The 14771-nt window shown below is 31.4% G+C and carries 14 protein-coding genes; 5 read left to right on the forward strand and 9 right to left on the reverse strand.

Going from position 1 to position 14771, the window contains the following annotated elements; genetic code table 11:
• Positions 1-72: 72 nt before the first annotated feature.
• Positions 73-1698: a hypothetical protein gene (locus tag QZU75_RS08390; RefSeq protein ID WP_296882974.1), complete on the reverse strand. Its 1626-nt coding sequence runs from the start codon at positions 1696-1698 to the stop codon at positions 73-75.
• Between the two features lie 170 nt (positions 1699-1868).
• Here QZU75_RS08390 and QZU75_RS08395 point away from each other — a divergent pair, with 170 nt between their 5' ends.
• Positions 1869-2024 carry a hypothetical protein gene (locus QZU75_RS08395; RefSeq protein WP_296882976.1) on the forward strand — a complete coding sequence of 52 codons (156 nt, stop codon included), beginning with the start codon at positions 1869-1871 and terminating at the stop codon, positions 2022-2024.
• Positions 2025-2314: 290 nt separating this feature from the next.
• Entirely contained in the window at positions 2315-2905 is a 591-nt protein-coding gene (locus tag QZU75_RS08400) for a TetR/AcrR family transcriptional regulator (RefSeq protein WP_296882977.1), read from the forward strand.
• 1411 nt (positions 2906-4316) lie between these two features.
• Here the strand turns inward: QZU75_RS08400 and QZU75_RS08405 are convergent.
• Positions 4317-5219, reverse strand: coding sequence for an AEC family transporter (locus tag QZU75_RS08405; protein WP_296882978.1), 903 nt, complete (start codon positions 5217-5219; stop codon positions 4317-4319).
• Positions 5220-5556: 337 nt separating this feature from the next.
• On the opposite strand from QZU75_RS08405, the gene QZU75_RS08410 reads away from it, so the two are divergent.
• The 3 genes from QZU75_RS08410 (at position 5557) to QZU75_RS08420 (ending at position 7666) form a co-directional block, all read left to right on the forward strand.
• Positions 5557-5694 (forward strand): hypothetical protein, encoded by a 138-nt coding sequence (locus QZU75_RS08410; RefSeq protein WP_296882980.1) that lies wholly within the window; start codon positions 5557-5559, stop codon positions 5692-5694.
• A gap of 924 nt (positions 5695-6618) precedes the next feature.
• The gene (locus QZU75_RS08415) at positions 6619-7248 is read left to right on the forward strand and encodes a zinc ribbon domain-containing protein (protein ID WP_296882981.1); all 630 of its coding nucleotides are present in this window, start codon (positions 6619-6621) and stop codon (positions 7246-7248) included.
• A 1-nt stretch (position 7249) separates the two neighbouring features.
• Positions 7250-7666, forward strand: a complete 417-nt coding sequence (locus tag QZU75_RS08420; RefSeq protein ID WP_296882982.1) for a zinc ribbon domain-containing protein — start codon at positions 7250-7252, stop codon at positions 7664-7666.
• 33 nt (positions 7667-7699) lie between these two features.
• Here the strand turns inward: QZU75_RS08420 and QZU75_RS08425 are convergent, their stop codons facing one another.
• The 7 genes from QZU75_RS08425 to QZU75_RS08455 are packed head-to-tail and all read right to left on the reverse strand — an operon-like array spanning position 7700 to position 14765.
• Positions 7700-10636 carry a DUF3427 domain-containing protein gene (locus tag QZU75_RS08425; RefSeq protein WP_296882983.1) on the reverse strand — a complete coding sequence of 979 codons (2937 nt, stop codon included), beginning with the start codon at positions 10634-10636 and terminating at the stop codon, positions 7700-7702.
• A 5-nt stretch (positions 10637-10641) separates the two neighbouring features.
• Positions 10642-10791, reverse strand: a complete 150-nt coding sequence (locus tag QZU75_RS08430; protein ID WP_296882985.1) for a hypothetical protein — start codon at positions 10789-10791, stop codon at positions 10642-10644.
• A gap of 1 nt (position 10792) precedes the next feature.
• Positions 10793-11185, reverse strand: a complete 393-nt coding sequence (locus QZU75_RS08435) for a (deoxy)nucleoside triphosphate pyrophosphohydrolase (protein ID WP_296882987.1) — start codon at positions 11183-11185, stop codon at positions 10793-10795.
• A 55-nt stretch (positions 11186-11240) separates the two neighbouring features.
• Complete coding sequence (locus QZU75_RS08440; RefSeq protein ID WP_296882989.1) at positions 11241-12200, reverse strand: hypothetical protein; 960 nt, start codon at positions 12198-12200, stop codon at positions 11241-11243.
• A 6-nt stretch (positions 12201-12206) separates the two neighbouring features.
• A complete protein-coding gene (locus tag QZU75_RS08445; RefSeq protein ID WP_296882991.1) occupies positions 12207-12635 on the reverse strand; it encodes a hypothetical protein in 429 nt (142 codons plus the stop codon).
• A gap of 2 nt (positions 12636-12637) precedes the next feature.
• Positions 12638-14602, reverse strand: coding sequence for an AAA family ATPase (locus QZU75_RS08450; RefSeq protein WP_296882992.1), 1965 nt, complete (start codon positions 14600-14602; stop codon positions 12638-12640).
• The gene (locus tag QZU75_RS08455) at positions 14592-14765 is read right to left on the reverse strand and encodes a hypothetical protein (RefSeq protein WP_296882994.1); all 174 of its coding nucleotides are present in this window, start codon (positions 14763-14765) and stop codon (positions 14592-14594) included. The genes QZU75_RS08450 and QZU75_RS08455 overlap by 11 nt, the downstream gene beginning before the upstream one ends.
• Between the last annotated feature and the right edge of the window lie 6 nt (positions 14766-14771).

The following is a 14771-nucleotide window of genomic DNA, read 5'->3' on the forward strand; positions in this document are numbered from 1 at the left end:
ATATATCTATATTCAAACTAATATAAAACTGATTGGCAAAAAATTAAAAAAAAAGAAAAAATAGATAAAAATCTATCTTTTAACTGTGACACCAACTTTAACAGTGTCTTTTAGGTAAGTTGCCTGATAGGTTATTTTTTTACCTGACTTGAGTTTTCCTAAAACTTTTGATGGAATAGTAAGTATTGCAACACCTTTTGAATTGGTTTTTACCTTGGTTGATATACCTGGGAATTTGAAACTGATCCATTTGTTTTTAAGGTATTTTCCGTTGACTTTAGCCAAACTTGCCTGAATGACAAGACTTTTTGCTGACCTTTTAACAGTTACTTTTTTAAGTGTCACAAGATGTTTTACTGTCAATATTTTTGTTACAGTTTTACCAAGAGCTATTGTGGTTATTTTATAGTTTCCAGGAGCTTTTGTGATTTTTAAGCTTGCATAACCGTTTTTATCAACAAATGTGGATTTAACTTCAACATTGTTGATTTTAAATACTACTCTTGCGCCGGCAGCAGGTTTAGAACCGATTGTTACTTTTACCTTGTAGATTCCGTTGGCAGTATATACTGTATTGAAATTGCTTGCTATTACAACGGAATTTGTAGGATTTACAGCTTTAAAGGAAGCATAGATTCCTTCACCATCATTAAATGAAGATGATTCTTCAAAATTGACATAACCATATTTTGCATCATTGATTTCAAATCCAGTAATGTCATAGTTTCCAGAAGCCAGTCCGATTGACGGGATTACAATATTGCCGTTTTTATAAGCTATATCAAAGTCAATATAATCATCTAAAGCATCACTATATATTGAAAGTAAAAATGAACCTTGAGCATCTTTAGGCAAATCAACTGACAACACATTGTCTTTTCCTATAGTGATTTTATCTTTAACATTGATTTTAGGATAAACATCTAAAGATGCTTCCTGGTCGAAAAGATAATCATCATCACTAAATTCAAAACGATAGGTATACATTCCCATATTTAAATTGGAAAATACTGCTTTTGAAACACCATTAATTACATCAAAATAAATCACTTCACCGTCAATATAATCCCCTTCACCATCAAAACGGGAAGGAGTAACATATAATGTTCCGCTAATGTTTCTGTGTAAATTCAAGATAAATGTTGCACTTTCTCCAAGAGCTACACTTTTAGGACCTGTGAATTCATAATCAACAATACTTAAAACCATTTCACCGTCAGTTACTGCATAATCATCACCTTCATATACAAATGTTAATAAATGATCTCCGATAAACTCATCTTCTGCAAAATTAAGGTCAGATATTTTTACCTGAGCAAATCCGTTAACTAACTCAACACCTGCCAGATAATCTCCGGTATCATAATCCCCTTCAAATACTGAAAGATTACCGTAAGCATCACTTGGAAGGGTTAAGCTGGCAATAACTGCATCATCCATATAATAAACCGGACCCAATTCTTCATTGACCTCTACAATAATTTCATCTTCATCCACTTCCCAGTCATCGTCGTCTTCATCTTCACTATCATCATACCAATCGTCAGAATCATCCCATTCGTCAACTGCCGAAAGAGCATCATCGCTCTGGATTGATAAATCATCAGCTGAAGCAATATCGCCATTAGCGCTGACAGCTCCAACCGAGAGTATGGTCAAAAGAATCAGACAAACTAAAAAAATTTTTTTAATCTTCATGATAAAATCCCCTGATATATATAATTATATTTATCTAAAACAATACTATATAATTATATTTGTAATATTATTTAGGCATTTTTTAGATACAAATTAGTCCTTAAGATTAATTAATCCATGTGAGTTGGATTAGAGGTATATTTCAAGTGTAACTGCCTGAAATCATGAATATGACCAAATGCTTTCAAAAATATAATGTTATAAATGATTTTATCCAAAAAATAAATGCTGAGCTGAAGATTCCTCCAAACTACAAAACGGGCAAAAATCCTGAGTTACTGGCAAAAAATTTTCATACAGTAACAGGTTCAAATCACCCTGATTAGAGTATAATTTTTTAAAAGCAGCTTTTTTGAAAAAATCAAAATTTTAAATTTAGAAAAATACAAATAATAACAAGACAAGGCCAGATTCACCCTGAAAAAAAATTCAAAAATTCTGAGTTACCGGCAATAACAGTGCTTTATTGGAAAAAAATTTTTTTCTAGACAATGGCTTAAAAAGGCCAAAATTGAAAAAATCCTCTTGGATATATTTTGCTTTTGACATGTGTTTCAATTCACCTCACGAAAAAGAAATGAATAAATTTATAACGATTTATAATATAGTATATATTATGGCAATTGAACTTGACAGCACTGAGGAAAAAATAGTAAGCGCAACCTATAAAATCCTTCTACGAGACGGCAGGGACAAGGCTACAACCAAAAGAATATCCAAAGAGGCCGAAGTCAATGAAGTAACAATATTCCGGAAGTTCAAAACCAAAAAGAACCTGATTGAAATTACCGAAGAATATTACCTCCAACGCTTTCAGGACACTGTTGAAAATATTTTTGAGTTTAATGAAGATGATGAGCTTGAAGATTATCTTCAAAAAAATTTTAAAGGAATGTTAAATCTTCCTGAAGAAGAATTCCGTATAATTAAAATAGCTATGGAAGAAGTGGACGATGTTTTAAGCAAAAAACTTATAATCGCTTTAATTACAGACACTATCCTTAAAAAATATGAAGAATTCTTTACCCTTCAAATCGAAAAGGGTAAAATCAGGGATGTTGATGTGAAGGCCATAAGCCTGACTGTTTTCAGTATAACATTCCAGTCTGTCGTTTTATGGAAAGTATACAACAAAACTCCTAATGAAGAAACAAGAGATCTTTCAGAAAGTTTACTGGACATCATCTATAACGGAATCAAACCTTAATTCTTACAGTCCAGATTAATTAAAGGAAAATATGGCAGACTTCATAGATAGTCAGCTCCATCGCCAAAACACCAACAACATTACTGATTTTGAGATAAAATACTCCTCATATTAACATTTAAATTTAAAAATAAGATTATATTATAACTATTTTATCTAAAAAAATATAATTATTTCATTTTAAGTCAAAAAAAACAATATAAATAAGCAAATATATGTAAAAATCTTTATATATGGATAGTTTCATATATTTAATTGTGCCTTGAAGTAATTCAAAGGCACAGTCAAAAAAAATCATTGACCCATTAAGTGAATATCCGAATTTATTTTCGGAATATTCCCGTTTTAATTAGAAAATTGGGAGGCCATACTCCCAATTTCTCTAAGAACTAATTTTTTTATCCATTTACCTGATTTGAGGAACAAAAAATATCACCTGCTTGAAAAACTTATATGATTTTAGAGAGAATATAAATATCCCATATCCTAATTTAAATTTAAAAATAAGATTATATTATAATTATTTTATCTAAAAAAGCATTATTATTTCTTTTTAAGCCAAATAACAATGCAAGTAAGCACTTGCATGCGAAAAACTTTATATATGGACAGTTTCATATAATTAATTGTGCCTAGACAAACACACTGGCACAGCCAAAAAAAAATCATTGACCCTTTAAATGAATATCCGGATTTATATCCAAAATATTCCCGTTTTAATTAAAAAATTGGGAGTCCATAAAATACACACCTCGAACATATAATAAACTCCCAATTTTTCTTAAAACTTATCTTTTTATTCATTCACACGATTCGGGGAATAAAAATATTCCTCAAATCTAAAACTAATCGTTTTTACCATATTGGAGGGAATAGAAATATTCCCTCACCCTATTTTAAATCAAAATAAAAACTACACCTGCAGTATTTAAATTTAAAAATATGAGTTTATTTTAATTATTTTATTTAAAATAGCATTATTATTTCTTTTTTAGGCAAATAAGAATGCAAGTAAGCACTTGCATGCGAAAAACTTTATATATGGATAGTTTCATATATTTAATTGTGCCTGGGACGAACTCACAAGGCACATAAAAAATTCATTAACCCTTTAAAAAAATATCCGGATCAAATCCGGAATATTCCCGCATAAATTAGAAAATTGGGAGACCCATAAATAGCATACCTCTAAAATTAACTCCCAATTATCTTTAAATTGATCTTTTGATTCATTCACAAGATTTGGGGAATAGAAATATTCCCCAACTCTTTAAATTTATGGTTTTACCATATCGGGGAATAAAAATATTCCCCCACTCCCTTTAATTTAAATTTACTTAAAAAAAAATTTTCTCCATTTAATCCCTGGGAGATTTTTAATTAAATCTCCCACACACTACAAAACTATTTTTTAGCTTAAAAAACCTATGATTGCAGTTAATGTAAACACACTTAAAACAACATTTGTAAATGTTAAAGATCCCATCAAATCAGCATCAAGGCCATATTCTATAGCAAGCACCAGAGCATTTCCTGCAGTTGACATACCTGCTTCAAGAATTGCAATATTAAATGCCATACCAGATATCTTAAATATTGAAAGCATACCAAACATTACTAGAGGAGCAATCACCAGCTTAATGACAGATACCGCTATTGAAGGAGAGATATAGTTTTTCACATTTCCAAAATCAAGTGAAAGACCAAGTGCCAGCATGATTAATGGTATTGTAGCCTGTCCGAAATAGTTTAGAGTGTTTTCAACAACATAAATCAGCGGAATATTGAAAACATTAAATATCAATGCCAATATCACTGCCCAGACCGGCGTAAATGTCAGTGCTTTTTTAAGAGCTTCCTTCCTGTCGCCTCCAAACTTGCTTGCAAGGATAACACCGTAGAGAACTACCCATGCTGATGTTGCAAGATCATAAAACACCGCATTGATAAATCCTTCATTTCCAAAAACACCCAGCGATACAGGAAATCCTATAAATCCTGTATTCATGATTGATGCTCCAATAATAATTGTCCATGTGGTCTTATTGGAGTAATTTCTCGCTCTGCAGTAGGCATATGCAATGACTATAAGTATGCATGTCAGAGCAAAACCCAGAACCGGTAAAAAGAGCATGTTTTGAGATATCTGGGCATCATACAGATTTATAAAAATCATTGCAGGAAGTGCGATGTATAAAACAATCTTTGAGAGAAGTTCCCTGTCCGATTTTTTTAAAAAACCCTTTTGCCTTAAAAATACGCCTAACAGAATCATTATTGTCGGCACTAAAATAACTTCAATTGGACTTGCCATCTAAAATTCCTCAATTAATCAGTTCGATATTACTATTTAATATTTTTTGATATATAAGATAATTATTATTTTAATTTGAATTTAGATAAAAAATCGTGATTTTCAATAATGAAATTTTTTTCGAGTAAGTGGAAAAATTCACTTGAATTTGAAATTTGGACCTCTTGGAACACATTATCATGAAAAAAATTTGAATTTGTTAAAAATACCAACATCAGGCAATACTTACCACTGCATAATAAATCCATAAAATATCATTGATTAAATTAATTATGTGAAAATAACATGTAAAATTATTAACCGGATTTTACATTAACGATGATGATTTGATAAATAGATGTCAGATGAAAATGCAGATATATATGTGCACATTGAAAAACAGCAATTGAGATGGGAAATCTTTAACGTTAATGTTAGGAACCTGCTTGATAATGGTGACTACAGCAGCACCTGCAGAAGTATATGGAAACTATGAAATATTATTGATAATATGAAATTTGGTAAAAATTACCTGCAAAATTATTAATCTAATTTTACATTAACGATGATGATTCGATAAAATAGACTTAAATAAAAATGTAGATATATATGTTCACGTTGAAAAACAGTAATTTAGATAGAAAATCTTTAATGTTAATGTTAAAAAAAAAGTCAGTACTTAGTTACTGCCTGCAAGTCATTTAATTCCAACAGGCAGCATCAACACTTTTTGTCAAATCGCAGAGTTACACCTCCACTGGATTTTTTTACAGATTCTATGAGAACCTTGAATTTTATTAGAGATCAAAGAAATCACACATGATTTCGCCTCCAGTAATTTAATTTAGAAACTTTCGAATTCTTTTAAAACTTTAATGGTTTCTTCCAAACAGCTCATAATTTCACCTCCAACAATTTTATCTTGAAATACTATTAGAAACTTTCGAATTCTTTTAAAACTTTAATGGTTTCTTCCAAACAGCTCATAATTTCACCTCCAACAATTTAATTTTTGAAAAGCTATTAGAATCCTTCGAATTCTTTTAAAACTTTAATAGTTTCTTCCCGAATTCTTTTAAAACTTTAATAGTTTCTTCCAAACAGCTCATATTTTCACCTTTTAAATTTTTTTTAATTCAACAACTGAATACAAATTTTTTGTTTTGAACTTGTCATGTCCAATTAATACTTTATACAAGACCATATAAATAGTTTTTCGAATGTAAGTGCCCACTTACATCTTAAAATGACAAAAATAAGAATAATATTCAATATTTTTTAAAAATAATAGCTATAACAAGGTTATAACATCACAAACAGGAGCGTTAATGTGATTTGAAAAAAATCAGATATATATTTATAATCCTATTTTGAAAATTAATATTATAGTAAAAATGTGAATAACATATGGAGGAATTCAATGGGACTCAACATAAACATAGAAGTACAGAATGATGACGAATTCAATCAGCAACTGCAGATATATCTGGCACAGGGCTACAAACTGCAGAGCAATTACAATGGAACCGCAATTTTAAAGAAAAAATCCTATAACTTAGGCGTTTTGATTGTGCTTATTTTATTATTTTTAATCGGAGCAATAATCTACTACCTTCTTGCAGATGATGATATCGTAACCATCAAAAACACAAACGGCACAAGATCCTCACAAACCTACAATACAACTGCAGATGCCAACAATTACGTTGAATACTGTGAAGACTGCGGACACGGATTATTTAAGGACTCCAAATTCTGTCCAGGATGCGGAAAGGATTTAACTAATAACGGAATAACTCCTGAAGCTGAAAAATGTCCGAACTGCGGTGCTGAAGTGATGGACGGTGCAAAATTCTGTCCGAACTGCGGACAGGACTTAAGTGAAGTTGAAGAAGTGAAAAAATGCAGAAACTGCGGTGAAGAACTGATGGATGAAGCTAAATTCTGTCCGAATTGCGGTGAAGACGTTACTTCTAAAAAAGAAATTACAGCAGAAGAAACTGCAGAAGTAATCCAACTAGAATCCGGCGAAGAAAACAAAGAGGAATAAAATGACATATTGCAGCAATTGCGGTAATGAACTAAAGGAAGGCGCTAAATTTTGTGACAAATGCGGAACTGCAGTAAACGGAGGCAGAACCGGACCTGAGCACACTAACATTAACAGAGGAACAACATGTCAAAGATGCGGCTCTTTAGTTCCCTTTGGAAATACTGCATGTGCACAATGCGGCGCCCCAGTATATAAAAATGAACATAATGCAGCCATAATCATAGGATACTTATGTTCAGTCTTTTTCCCGCTTGTTGGAATAATAATCGGAATATATCTGCTTACAAGAGAAAACAAGGACGTTCACAAACACGGAATAATCATGATAGTTCTGGCAATTGTAATAAGCATTATTGTCTTTATACTTTTCTTTTCATACATGTCTTATGTAAGCAGAATGAGCTATTACTATTAGGTTAAGTGTTAATTCACATTAACCCTCTTTTTTTTAATCATTTACAAAATAAGAATAAAGTTCGTCTTTAACTTCTTTTTCAATTTTAAATTTAAAGTTAACAATAGGCTGATTCTTGCCGTTAATGTTACGGTAAACCTGTCTGTAGCTTAATGGAGTCAGTTTACCGATATAGTAAAACTCGATTCCTTCATCGTTGCTTTTTTGTATAAACAGTTGAGTGTCAACGCCGTTATAGTTAATCAATGGCTCAAGTTCAGGTGATGAGGTTTTACGGTTGTTTCTGCTCATCCAGTTGAAAGTGTTTTTGTTGATGAAATGGTCTTCGTAGTTTATTGTCTCAGAAATGTCTTCTGCCTTGTTATAGGTTACAAAAATCGGACAGGTATTGTATTTGATTTTATATCCTCCGATATTCTGACCGTTCATGAACCTCTCCCAGTTCATAAGCCTCAAAACGTCCTCACGGGAGTATTTTTCATAGAGTTTAAATTCATCAGGTGAAGAGTATATATTATCGTATTTGAAAAATCCGTACTTCAGGGCGTCATTTAAATGATTTACAAATACTGGATTTGTAAGGGCAACTCTAAAAGACTCTGAAATTTCAAATCTGTAATCTTTGTTGTTTTTGAGATCTCTGAAAACCTCCTCATTGAAATTGAAAAACAAATTATGCGGACTCACAACAATCTTTTCTATGGTATTTGCCTGATAGCCTTCGCCTTTTTCTTTTAGATAAAAATTCAGACTTAAAAAGTTGATTGCACCTTTTATTGAATCAAACTGGTCAGTTAAATCAAAGTTCTCATCAAGGCATCTTTCGATTTGTGAAACAGTGAAATACCTGTTATATTTTAGACATTCAAGTATTATAAGCTCATGAGGCCTTATTCCCTTTAAAAGCTTTTTGGATATGAACTTCAGATGGTCAAGATTGTCAATGTGTGACTTGTAGTCATCATCGATTTCACAGAGGAAATTGTGATATGTCGGAAAGTCCTTGTGATTGAGGATAAGTTCAGGGTTGAATTCTGCATTAACAGCAAAGTCATATAATAAAGGCATCCTTCCAAGCTTGTATTTTAACTGATTGTACTTTTCCTTAAAGAGTGCCTTCTTATTAAATGATGAATTGTTGATTGACTCATATATACGCTTTCTTGAAACTTCATCAAAGTTTATCGAAGAGGCGCCCGGGATGATTTTGCTTCCCTCCATGAGATACTTTCTGATTTTGTCCTTGTCATAGGAGCGGTCTCCTGAAAGGGCAATCGGAATCATGAAGTTGTTTTTATAGTTTCCAATGAAATCAAGGATTACAACATACTCCTTGCTTTGATATTTCCTCAAACCTCTTCCGAGCTGCTGGATAAAAATGATTGGAGACTCGGTAGGTCTTACAAGCAGGACCTGGTTGATTTCGGGAATGTCAACACCCTCATTGAAAATATCCACTGTAAAAATAAACTCAAGCCTGTCGGGGTTTTCATCATTTGTAAGTCTGTCAATTGCATCAAGACGGGTTTTTTGTGAATCGTCACCTGTAAGGACAGTTGAAGCATAACCCCTCTTGTTGAACTTTTCTGATAAAAGTTCGGCCTCACGCTTTCTTGAACAGAAAACCAGAGCTTTTCTTCTATCGCCTGAATAACCGTAGAAGTTTGACTTTTCAATTAGATAATTTACCCTTTTATCAGATGATAAAAGATTGAAATCACTGAAATCGTCGTCAATCTCTCCGTTTTCAAACTCAACGTCAGTTATTCCAAAATAGTGAAATGGACACAATAAATCCTCTTCCAAAGCTTCCTGAAGTCTGATTTCATGAGCGATGTTATTGTCAAATAAATCATAAATGTTAAAGCCGTCGGTACGCTCAGGTGAAGCTGTCATTCCCAAAAGGAACTTAGGCTTGAAGTAGTTTAAAAGCTTGATATATGAATGGGCACCTGCCTTGTGAACCTCGTCAATAACGATAAAGTCAAAGTGGTCTTTGGCGTATTGTGTGTAGATTAAATCCTTGGACATGGTCTGGACGGTTGCAAAGACGTAATTTTTATCAAAATCCTTGGAATTTCCAGAAACAAGACCGAAATTTTCATGGTCATCAAAAACATGCTTGTAAGCCTCAACTGACTGCTTTGCAATCTGTTCCCTGTGAACCAGAAAGAGAAATCTTTTGGGTTTGAAATCCTTAACCGCAAATGCTGATGCATAGGTCTTACCTGTACCTGTAGCTGATACAAGAATTGCCTTGTCTTCACCCATCTTGATGAGGTTTCTGAGGTTTTCGAGAAACTCCTCCTGCATATAGTTTGGAGTAAGCGTGATGTTTTTTTCCTTGATTTCTTTTGTAATCTTTCTTAAATCAGTGAATTTCTTATGGTCTTCATAGATTTTTTCATATTTAGAAATAACATCACATAAAGGATCAGCCTGAGCCCATAATGTGTCAAACTCACGTCTGATTTGAGAAAGCATCTCACCTTCAGCCATACTTGAAAACTCGACATTCCACTCCTTATTGACACTTAAAGCATTCATTGTCATATTGGAACTGCCTACAATACCTGTGTAGACGTCGTTTTTTCTGAAAATATATCCTTTGGTGTGAAAGCCTTCCTTTTCCTGACTGTAAAGCTTGACTTCAATGTTTTTAAATGCCTGGAGTTTTCTTAAGGCCTTAGGTTCTGTAAAGTTTAAATAATCAGTGGTGAGGATTTTACCTTTAATATTGTTTTTTTCCAAGGTTTTAAGCTCTTCTAGAAGCGGAGTGATTCCACCCATGGTGATGAAGGCTGCAGAAATGAAAAACTCATCGCAGCTTTTAAGCTCGTCCTTAATTGAATTAATGACCTTGGTGTCTCTGTCATTGTATAGAAGTTTTGGCCTGAAATCCATGTTGGAGTCGAGAGTCTCATCTATGAATGCTGTTCTAGCCCCTTCCATGATTTCATCAATGTTCATACAATCTACTCGTTTTCAATGTGTTTGATTAAATCGTTGAGTTTGTCAATTTGAATTTGAAATTCCTCTTCTCTAGGAGTGCCTTTGACTTTTTCGAGTTTATTTTCAAGTTCTTCTAGTTTGTTTTTAGCAAGTTCCAGTCTTTTGTCTGCCATTTTAATCATCCATAGTTTCTTTTAGATAATCGATAATCTTAATGTCTGCAGGAATCCAGTTAACCTCATCAAGCTGATCTTTTGAAAGCCACCTGGCGTCGTTGTGCTCCAATAGCTTTGGAGTTCCTTCAGTGATTACAGCTTCAAAACAGTCCATCTTAAGATAAAATGTAGGATACTGGTATTCAAGGTTTAAAGCAAATTTTACAGGTTTAATAGTGCAGTCAAGCTCTTCTTTGATTTCTCTTATGAGAGCTTCCTCTTTAGTTTCTGAATTTTCAATTTTGCCGCCCGGAAATTCCCACATGTTAATGAATTCACCGTAGCCTCTCTTGGTGGCCAGGATTTTGTTGTCTTTTTTTATAATAGCTGCTACAACATTTAAAGTTTTCATGTTTTTCCTCTGGTTTAATATTTGGCAGCTTACGTTATATAGTTTAATAAAAGAGTTAACCCCATTGTTTTATAAAGTTAGTTATAGTTGTTTCATCAACTAATTGGAAAGACCCATCCCAATCAATTGAAATTAAATCATATTTCTCCAATTTATTAATAAGAATAATAATCTGACCTTTTGTATAACCTAAATCCAATAAATCTCTTTCATTAAATGTTTCAGAAGGTTTAAAATATTCTAAAATCTTTTTAAGTTTTAAAACAGTGATTTCTTTATCTAAACAATCAAAACATTTATCACTTTTACTATCACAGTCTAATGAATTACCGCATATAGTACATTTACTTTCAGATTTGTATCCTTCTTTAAATTTTTTTGCTAAATCCAGATATTCTTCATTGAAAATTATTCTTGCATCCACTCTTTGTTTGGAGTCCCTTTTAGACAATTCTTCTAATTCCTTACTCAATTCAACACTATTATAAAATAAACGAGTTTGCATATTCAACCGTGTTTCGGCAGGAATATTATCAATATACACAGGGAACATAAAATCATAAGCCTTTAATGGAATTAATTGTGAAACAACATCTTTAGATAAACCCCAACCCTTACTGCTATATGATTTTCCAACCAATAGATCAGTATCTATATAATTAATGTTATCTGAATTAAATTCATCTAAAGATGCATCTAATTCTCTTTTATTGAATTTTATCTCAATAGGAACCTTAAAATTTTCATCTTTTGATTTCAGATCCCTAAGGTGATTTTTTAAAGGTTTTCCTTTATAAAACAACCGAGGATTAATAACAATCCTACATGGCGATATTATACCCCTAATTCTAATATAACATTCTTTTTCATATCTCAATACAGGAATAAATTCACGAATATCAAATAAGTTTAAAGCCCATCCTGATGGAACATCTTTAATTCTCATTCCCAAATTAACATGAGTTAAAATTGAATAATCGCAATCTTTTTCTTGTAAAACTGGTTTATTTGACATTTTAAATCAATCACTATTATCTTCTATAAAATCATGAATTTCCATTTGGAATTTTTTTAGCCTATTTCCTTTTTGAGAATTTTCTTCTAAATCTTTAAGTGCAATAATGCCTGTATTTGCATATTCCATAGCAATATCAGCTACTTTTAAATCATCATTTACAATTTCTGTATCTTCAGAGTCAGATATTGCAATCGCATACATTAAAGACAATTCTTCTTCAGTTAATTGATTCATAACAAATGTATCATTACCACTAGCTTTCGGATTTTCAAAGGGTGTTTTAAAACCTATAGAAAATCCTAATGCCATAAGAAGTAAGAAATTTTCCCGTTTAATTATTCCTTCACTTCTAGGAGAATTTAAAATTTCTGATTTCTTAAAAAAATCCTTATAATTCTTCTCAATATAAAAATGGTTTGACATATTCCCCATAATTATTTCCCCTCAATAATTATTTGTTTTTCAGATTCAGATTCTCTTAAAGAGTATTCATTAACATGTTTTTGTTTATATAATTGTTTAACTGGCTCAGAATATTCTTCTTCAAGTAAAAATAAGAGTAATTGCTTTTCTTCACTTACATTTAAACAACTTTTAGCTACATTTAATCTTTGTTCACCACCAGTTCTTGCTAAAAGTGTATCAACAACCAATGGAGAATCAAATCCGGAAACTGAATGAATAGCTAAAATAAATGCCAAAGCTAAAAGTTCAACTTCAGAAGCACTTGCAGAGGATTTAGATGGTCTACCATCTTCATCGAATAATTTAACTTCATAATTCTCATTAATTTCAATTTCACCGTAAGTCTTAGATTTACGTATTAAACCAAAGAACATTTCTTTTGTAACTTCCTGAATAATTTTTCTAGTTTCAGCCATCATGTCTTCTTTAACATTCTTAATGACCACTAATGCATCAGTACACAATTTTATTTTTGCAGAAATTTCACGATATTCCTCTTCTTCTTCAAGTAAATTTAGATATTCTTCATGTAATTTTTCTATGCATCTCTGCAATTTTTTATTGTTTTCATTTAGATTATTTAATTCCGTGTTTTTTTCAGGCAATACTTCCAATAATTCATCACGCCTATCAATACTATCTTTAAGATGCTCATTAACCTTAATTGTATGATAAAATTCTTTTATTTCACGTTCTAATGTTTTAACTGCATTATCTAAATCAGATATGTCCTCCATCAATTCTTTTTCAGATTTAATATAACTTTCTTGGATATTTTTAAAACGATTGAAAAATTTTTTATTATCGTTTAAAATTTTATCCTCTGGAGAAATAAGATATAATTTAGCTTTTTTCTTTTTAATATAACTCATTAATTCATCGTCAAAAATCCGATCACATACTTTACACGAATGATCATGAAGCGAATCTTCCAAAATATCTTCATCAATAGGATACACATAAGAATCATCCTTATTTTCTTCAATTAAATTTAATGCTTTAATAAAAGCATGTTTAGCTAAAATTTTTGGAGATTCCTTAATAATAAGATCATTTAAACTTTTCTCCTTAGAAGATATTTTTTCATTATTCTTATTCTTTTGAATAATTTTAGCATTTCTTTTCTTTTCAACATCCTTAATAGATGGAACTGAACCTAAATTATTAACTAAACTTTTCAATTCATTTTCTAATGATTTATAAGAATCTTTTAAATTTTCATATCTATCTTTTTCAGATTTTAAAAACTCAGATTGTTCATTATATTCCTTTAATTTACTATCTGCATCCGAATTAGGATTTCCTTGTTTTCTAAGGTATTTTAACTTTTCATTTAATCGCTCTTCCATTTCATCTAAAACAAAAATATGAGATAATGTGAATACTTGGTCTTTTATAGCTGTAGACATTAAAAAATAATTATCTAACTGTTCACCATCAAAAAAGAAAAATTCCTTAATAGCTTCAGGAATAAATGATGACACTAACAACTCACACTCACCAATGTCTCTGCACACATTAGACTGAGAACCTTCAATTTCAGTTACAGTGAACTCCTGATCAATCCATTCCTCACGTTTACCATTATTTTTGTAATAATCACTATGAATACTATGAATTTTAAAAATATCAGAACGTTTATAAATTAATTTTAATCCATCACCCGCAACAGTAATCCTAACAGAAGCTTTTTCAAAATCATTATCCGAATTATTACTTACTTCTGTATTTAAAGTAGGCAATGCATCATCTTGGTCTTTAATTTTAGGTTCTTCATTATAAAGACACCAAGTCATTGCATTTAAAAAAGTTGTTTTTCCAGCTCCGTTTTCAGCAATAACCACATGGATATCATTATTATTTTCATTATTGAAGTTAATTGATGTATCAACATATTTTCTAAAATTTTTAAATTGAATTTCTTCAATCCTCATTAAGATACCCCTTACAATATTTATCAATTAATTCATCATATTTTGCATTCCATTGGCGCAATCCCCTATTTTCTTCAACGAATATTTCTTGAAGAAAATTTGAAACAGAATCATTACCTGAATTCTTTTTTAAACTTTCATATATTTTTCTCTGAGTATTCATAGCAAC

It is taken from the genome of uncultured Methanobrevibacter sp. (assembly GCF_902764455.1).
Classification (GTDB): domain Archaea; phylum Methanobacteriota; class Methanobacteria; order Methanobacteriales; family Methanobacteriaceae; genus Methanocatella.

What these genes read in the sequence shown, in the direction of transcription:
- QZU75_RS08390 (WP_296882974.1), bottom strand. Translation starts at nt 1,698, where the DNA reads ATGAAGATTAAAAAAATTTTTTTAGTTTGTCTGATTCTTTTGACCATA.
- QZU75_RS08395 (WP_296882976.1), top strand. Translation starts at nt 1,869, where the DNA reads ATGACCAAATGCTTTCAAAAATATAATGTTATAAATGATTTTATCCAA.
- QZU75_RS08400 (WP_296882977.1), top strand. Translation starts at nt 2,315, where the DNA reads ATGGCAATTGAACTTGACAGCACTGAGGAAAAAATAGTAAGCGCAACC.
- QZU75_RS08405 (WP_296882978.1), bottom strand. Translation starts at nt 5,219, where the DNA reads ATGGCAAGTCCAATTGAAGTTATTTTAGTGCCGACAATAATGATTCTG.
- QZU75_RS08410 (WP_296882980.1), top strand. Translation starts at nt 5,557, where the DNA reads ATGTCAGATGAAAATGCAGATATATATGTGCACATTGAAAAACAGCAA.
- QZU75_RS08415 (WP_296882981.1), top strand. Translation starts at nt 6,619, where the DNA reads ATGGGACTCAACATAAACATAGAAGTACAGAATGATGACGAATTCAAT.
- QZU75_RS08420 (WP_296882982.1), top strand. Translation starts at nt 7,250, where the DNA reads ATGACATATTGCAGCAATTGCGGTAATGAACTAAAGGAAGGCGCTAAA.
- QZU75_RS08425 (WP_296882983.1), bottom strand. Translation starts at nt 10,636, where the DNA reads ATGAACATTGATGAAATCATGGAAGGGGCTAGAACAGCATTCATAGAT.
- QZU75_RS08430 (WP_296882985.1), bottom strand. Translation starts at nt 10,791, where the DNA reads ATGGCAGACAAAAGACTGGAACTTGCTAAAAACAAACTAGAAGAACTT.
- QZU75_RS08435 (WP_296882987.1), bottom strand. Translation starts at nt 11,185, where the DNA reads ATGAAAACTTTAAATGTTGTAGCAGCTATTATAAAAAAAGACAACAAA.
- QZU75_RS08440 (WP_296882989.1), bottom strand. Translation starts at nt 12,200, where the DNA reads ATGTCAAATAAACCAGTTTTACAAGAAAAAGATTGCGATTATTCAATT.
- QZU75_RS08445 (WP_296882991.1), bottom strand. Translation starts at nt 12,635, where the DNA reads ATGGGGAATATGTCAAACCATTTTTATATTGAGAAGAATTATAAGGAT.
- QZU75_RS08450 (WP_296882992.1), bottom strand. Translation starts at nt 14,602, where the DNA reads ATGAGGATTGAAGAAATTCAATTTAAAAATTTTAGAAAATATGTTGAT.
- QZU75_RS08455 (WP_296882994.1), bottom strand. Translation starts at nt 14,765, where the DNA reads ATGAATACTCAGAGAAAAATATATGAAAGTTTAAAAAAGAATTCAGGT.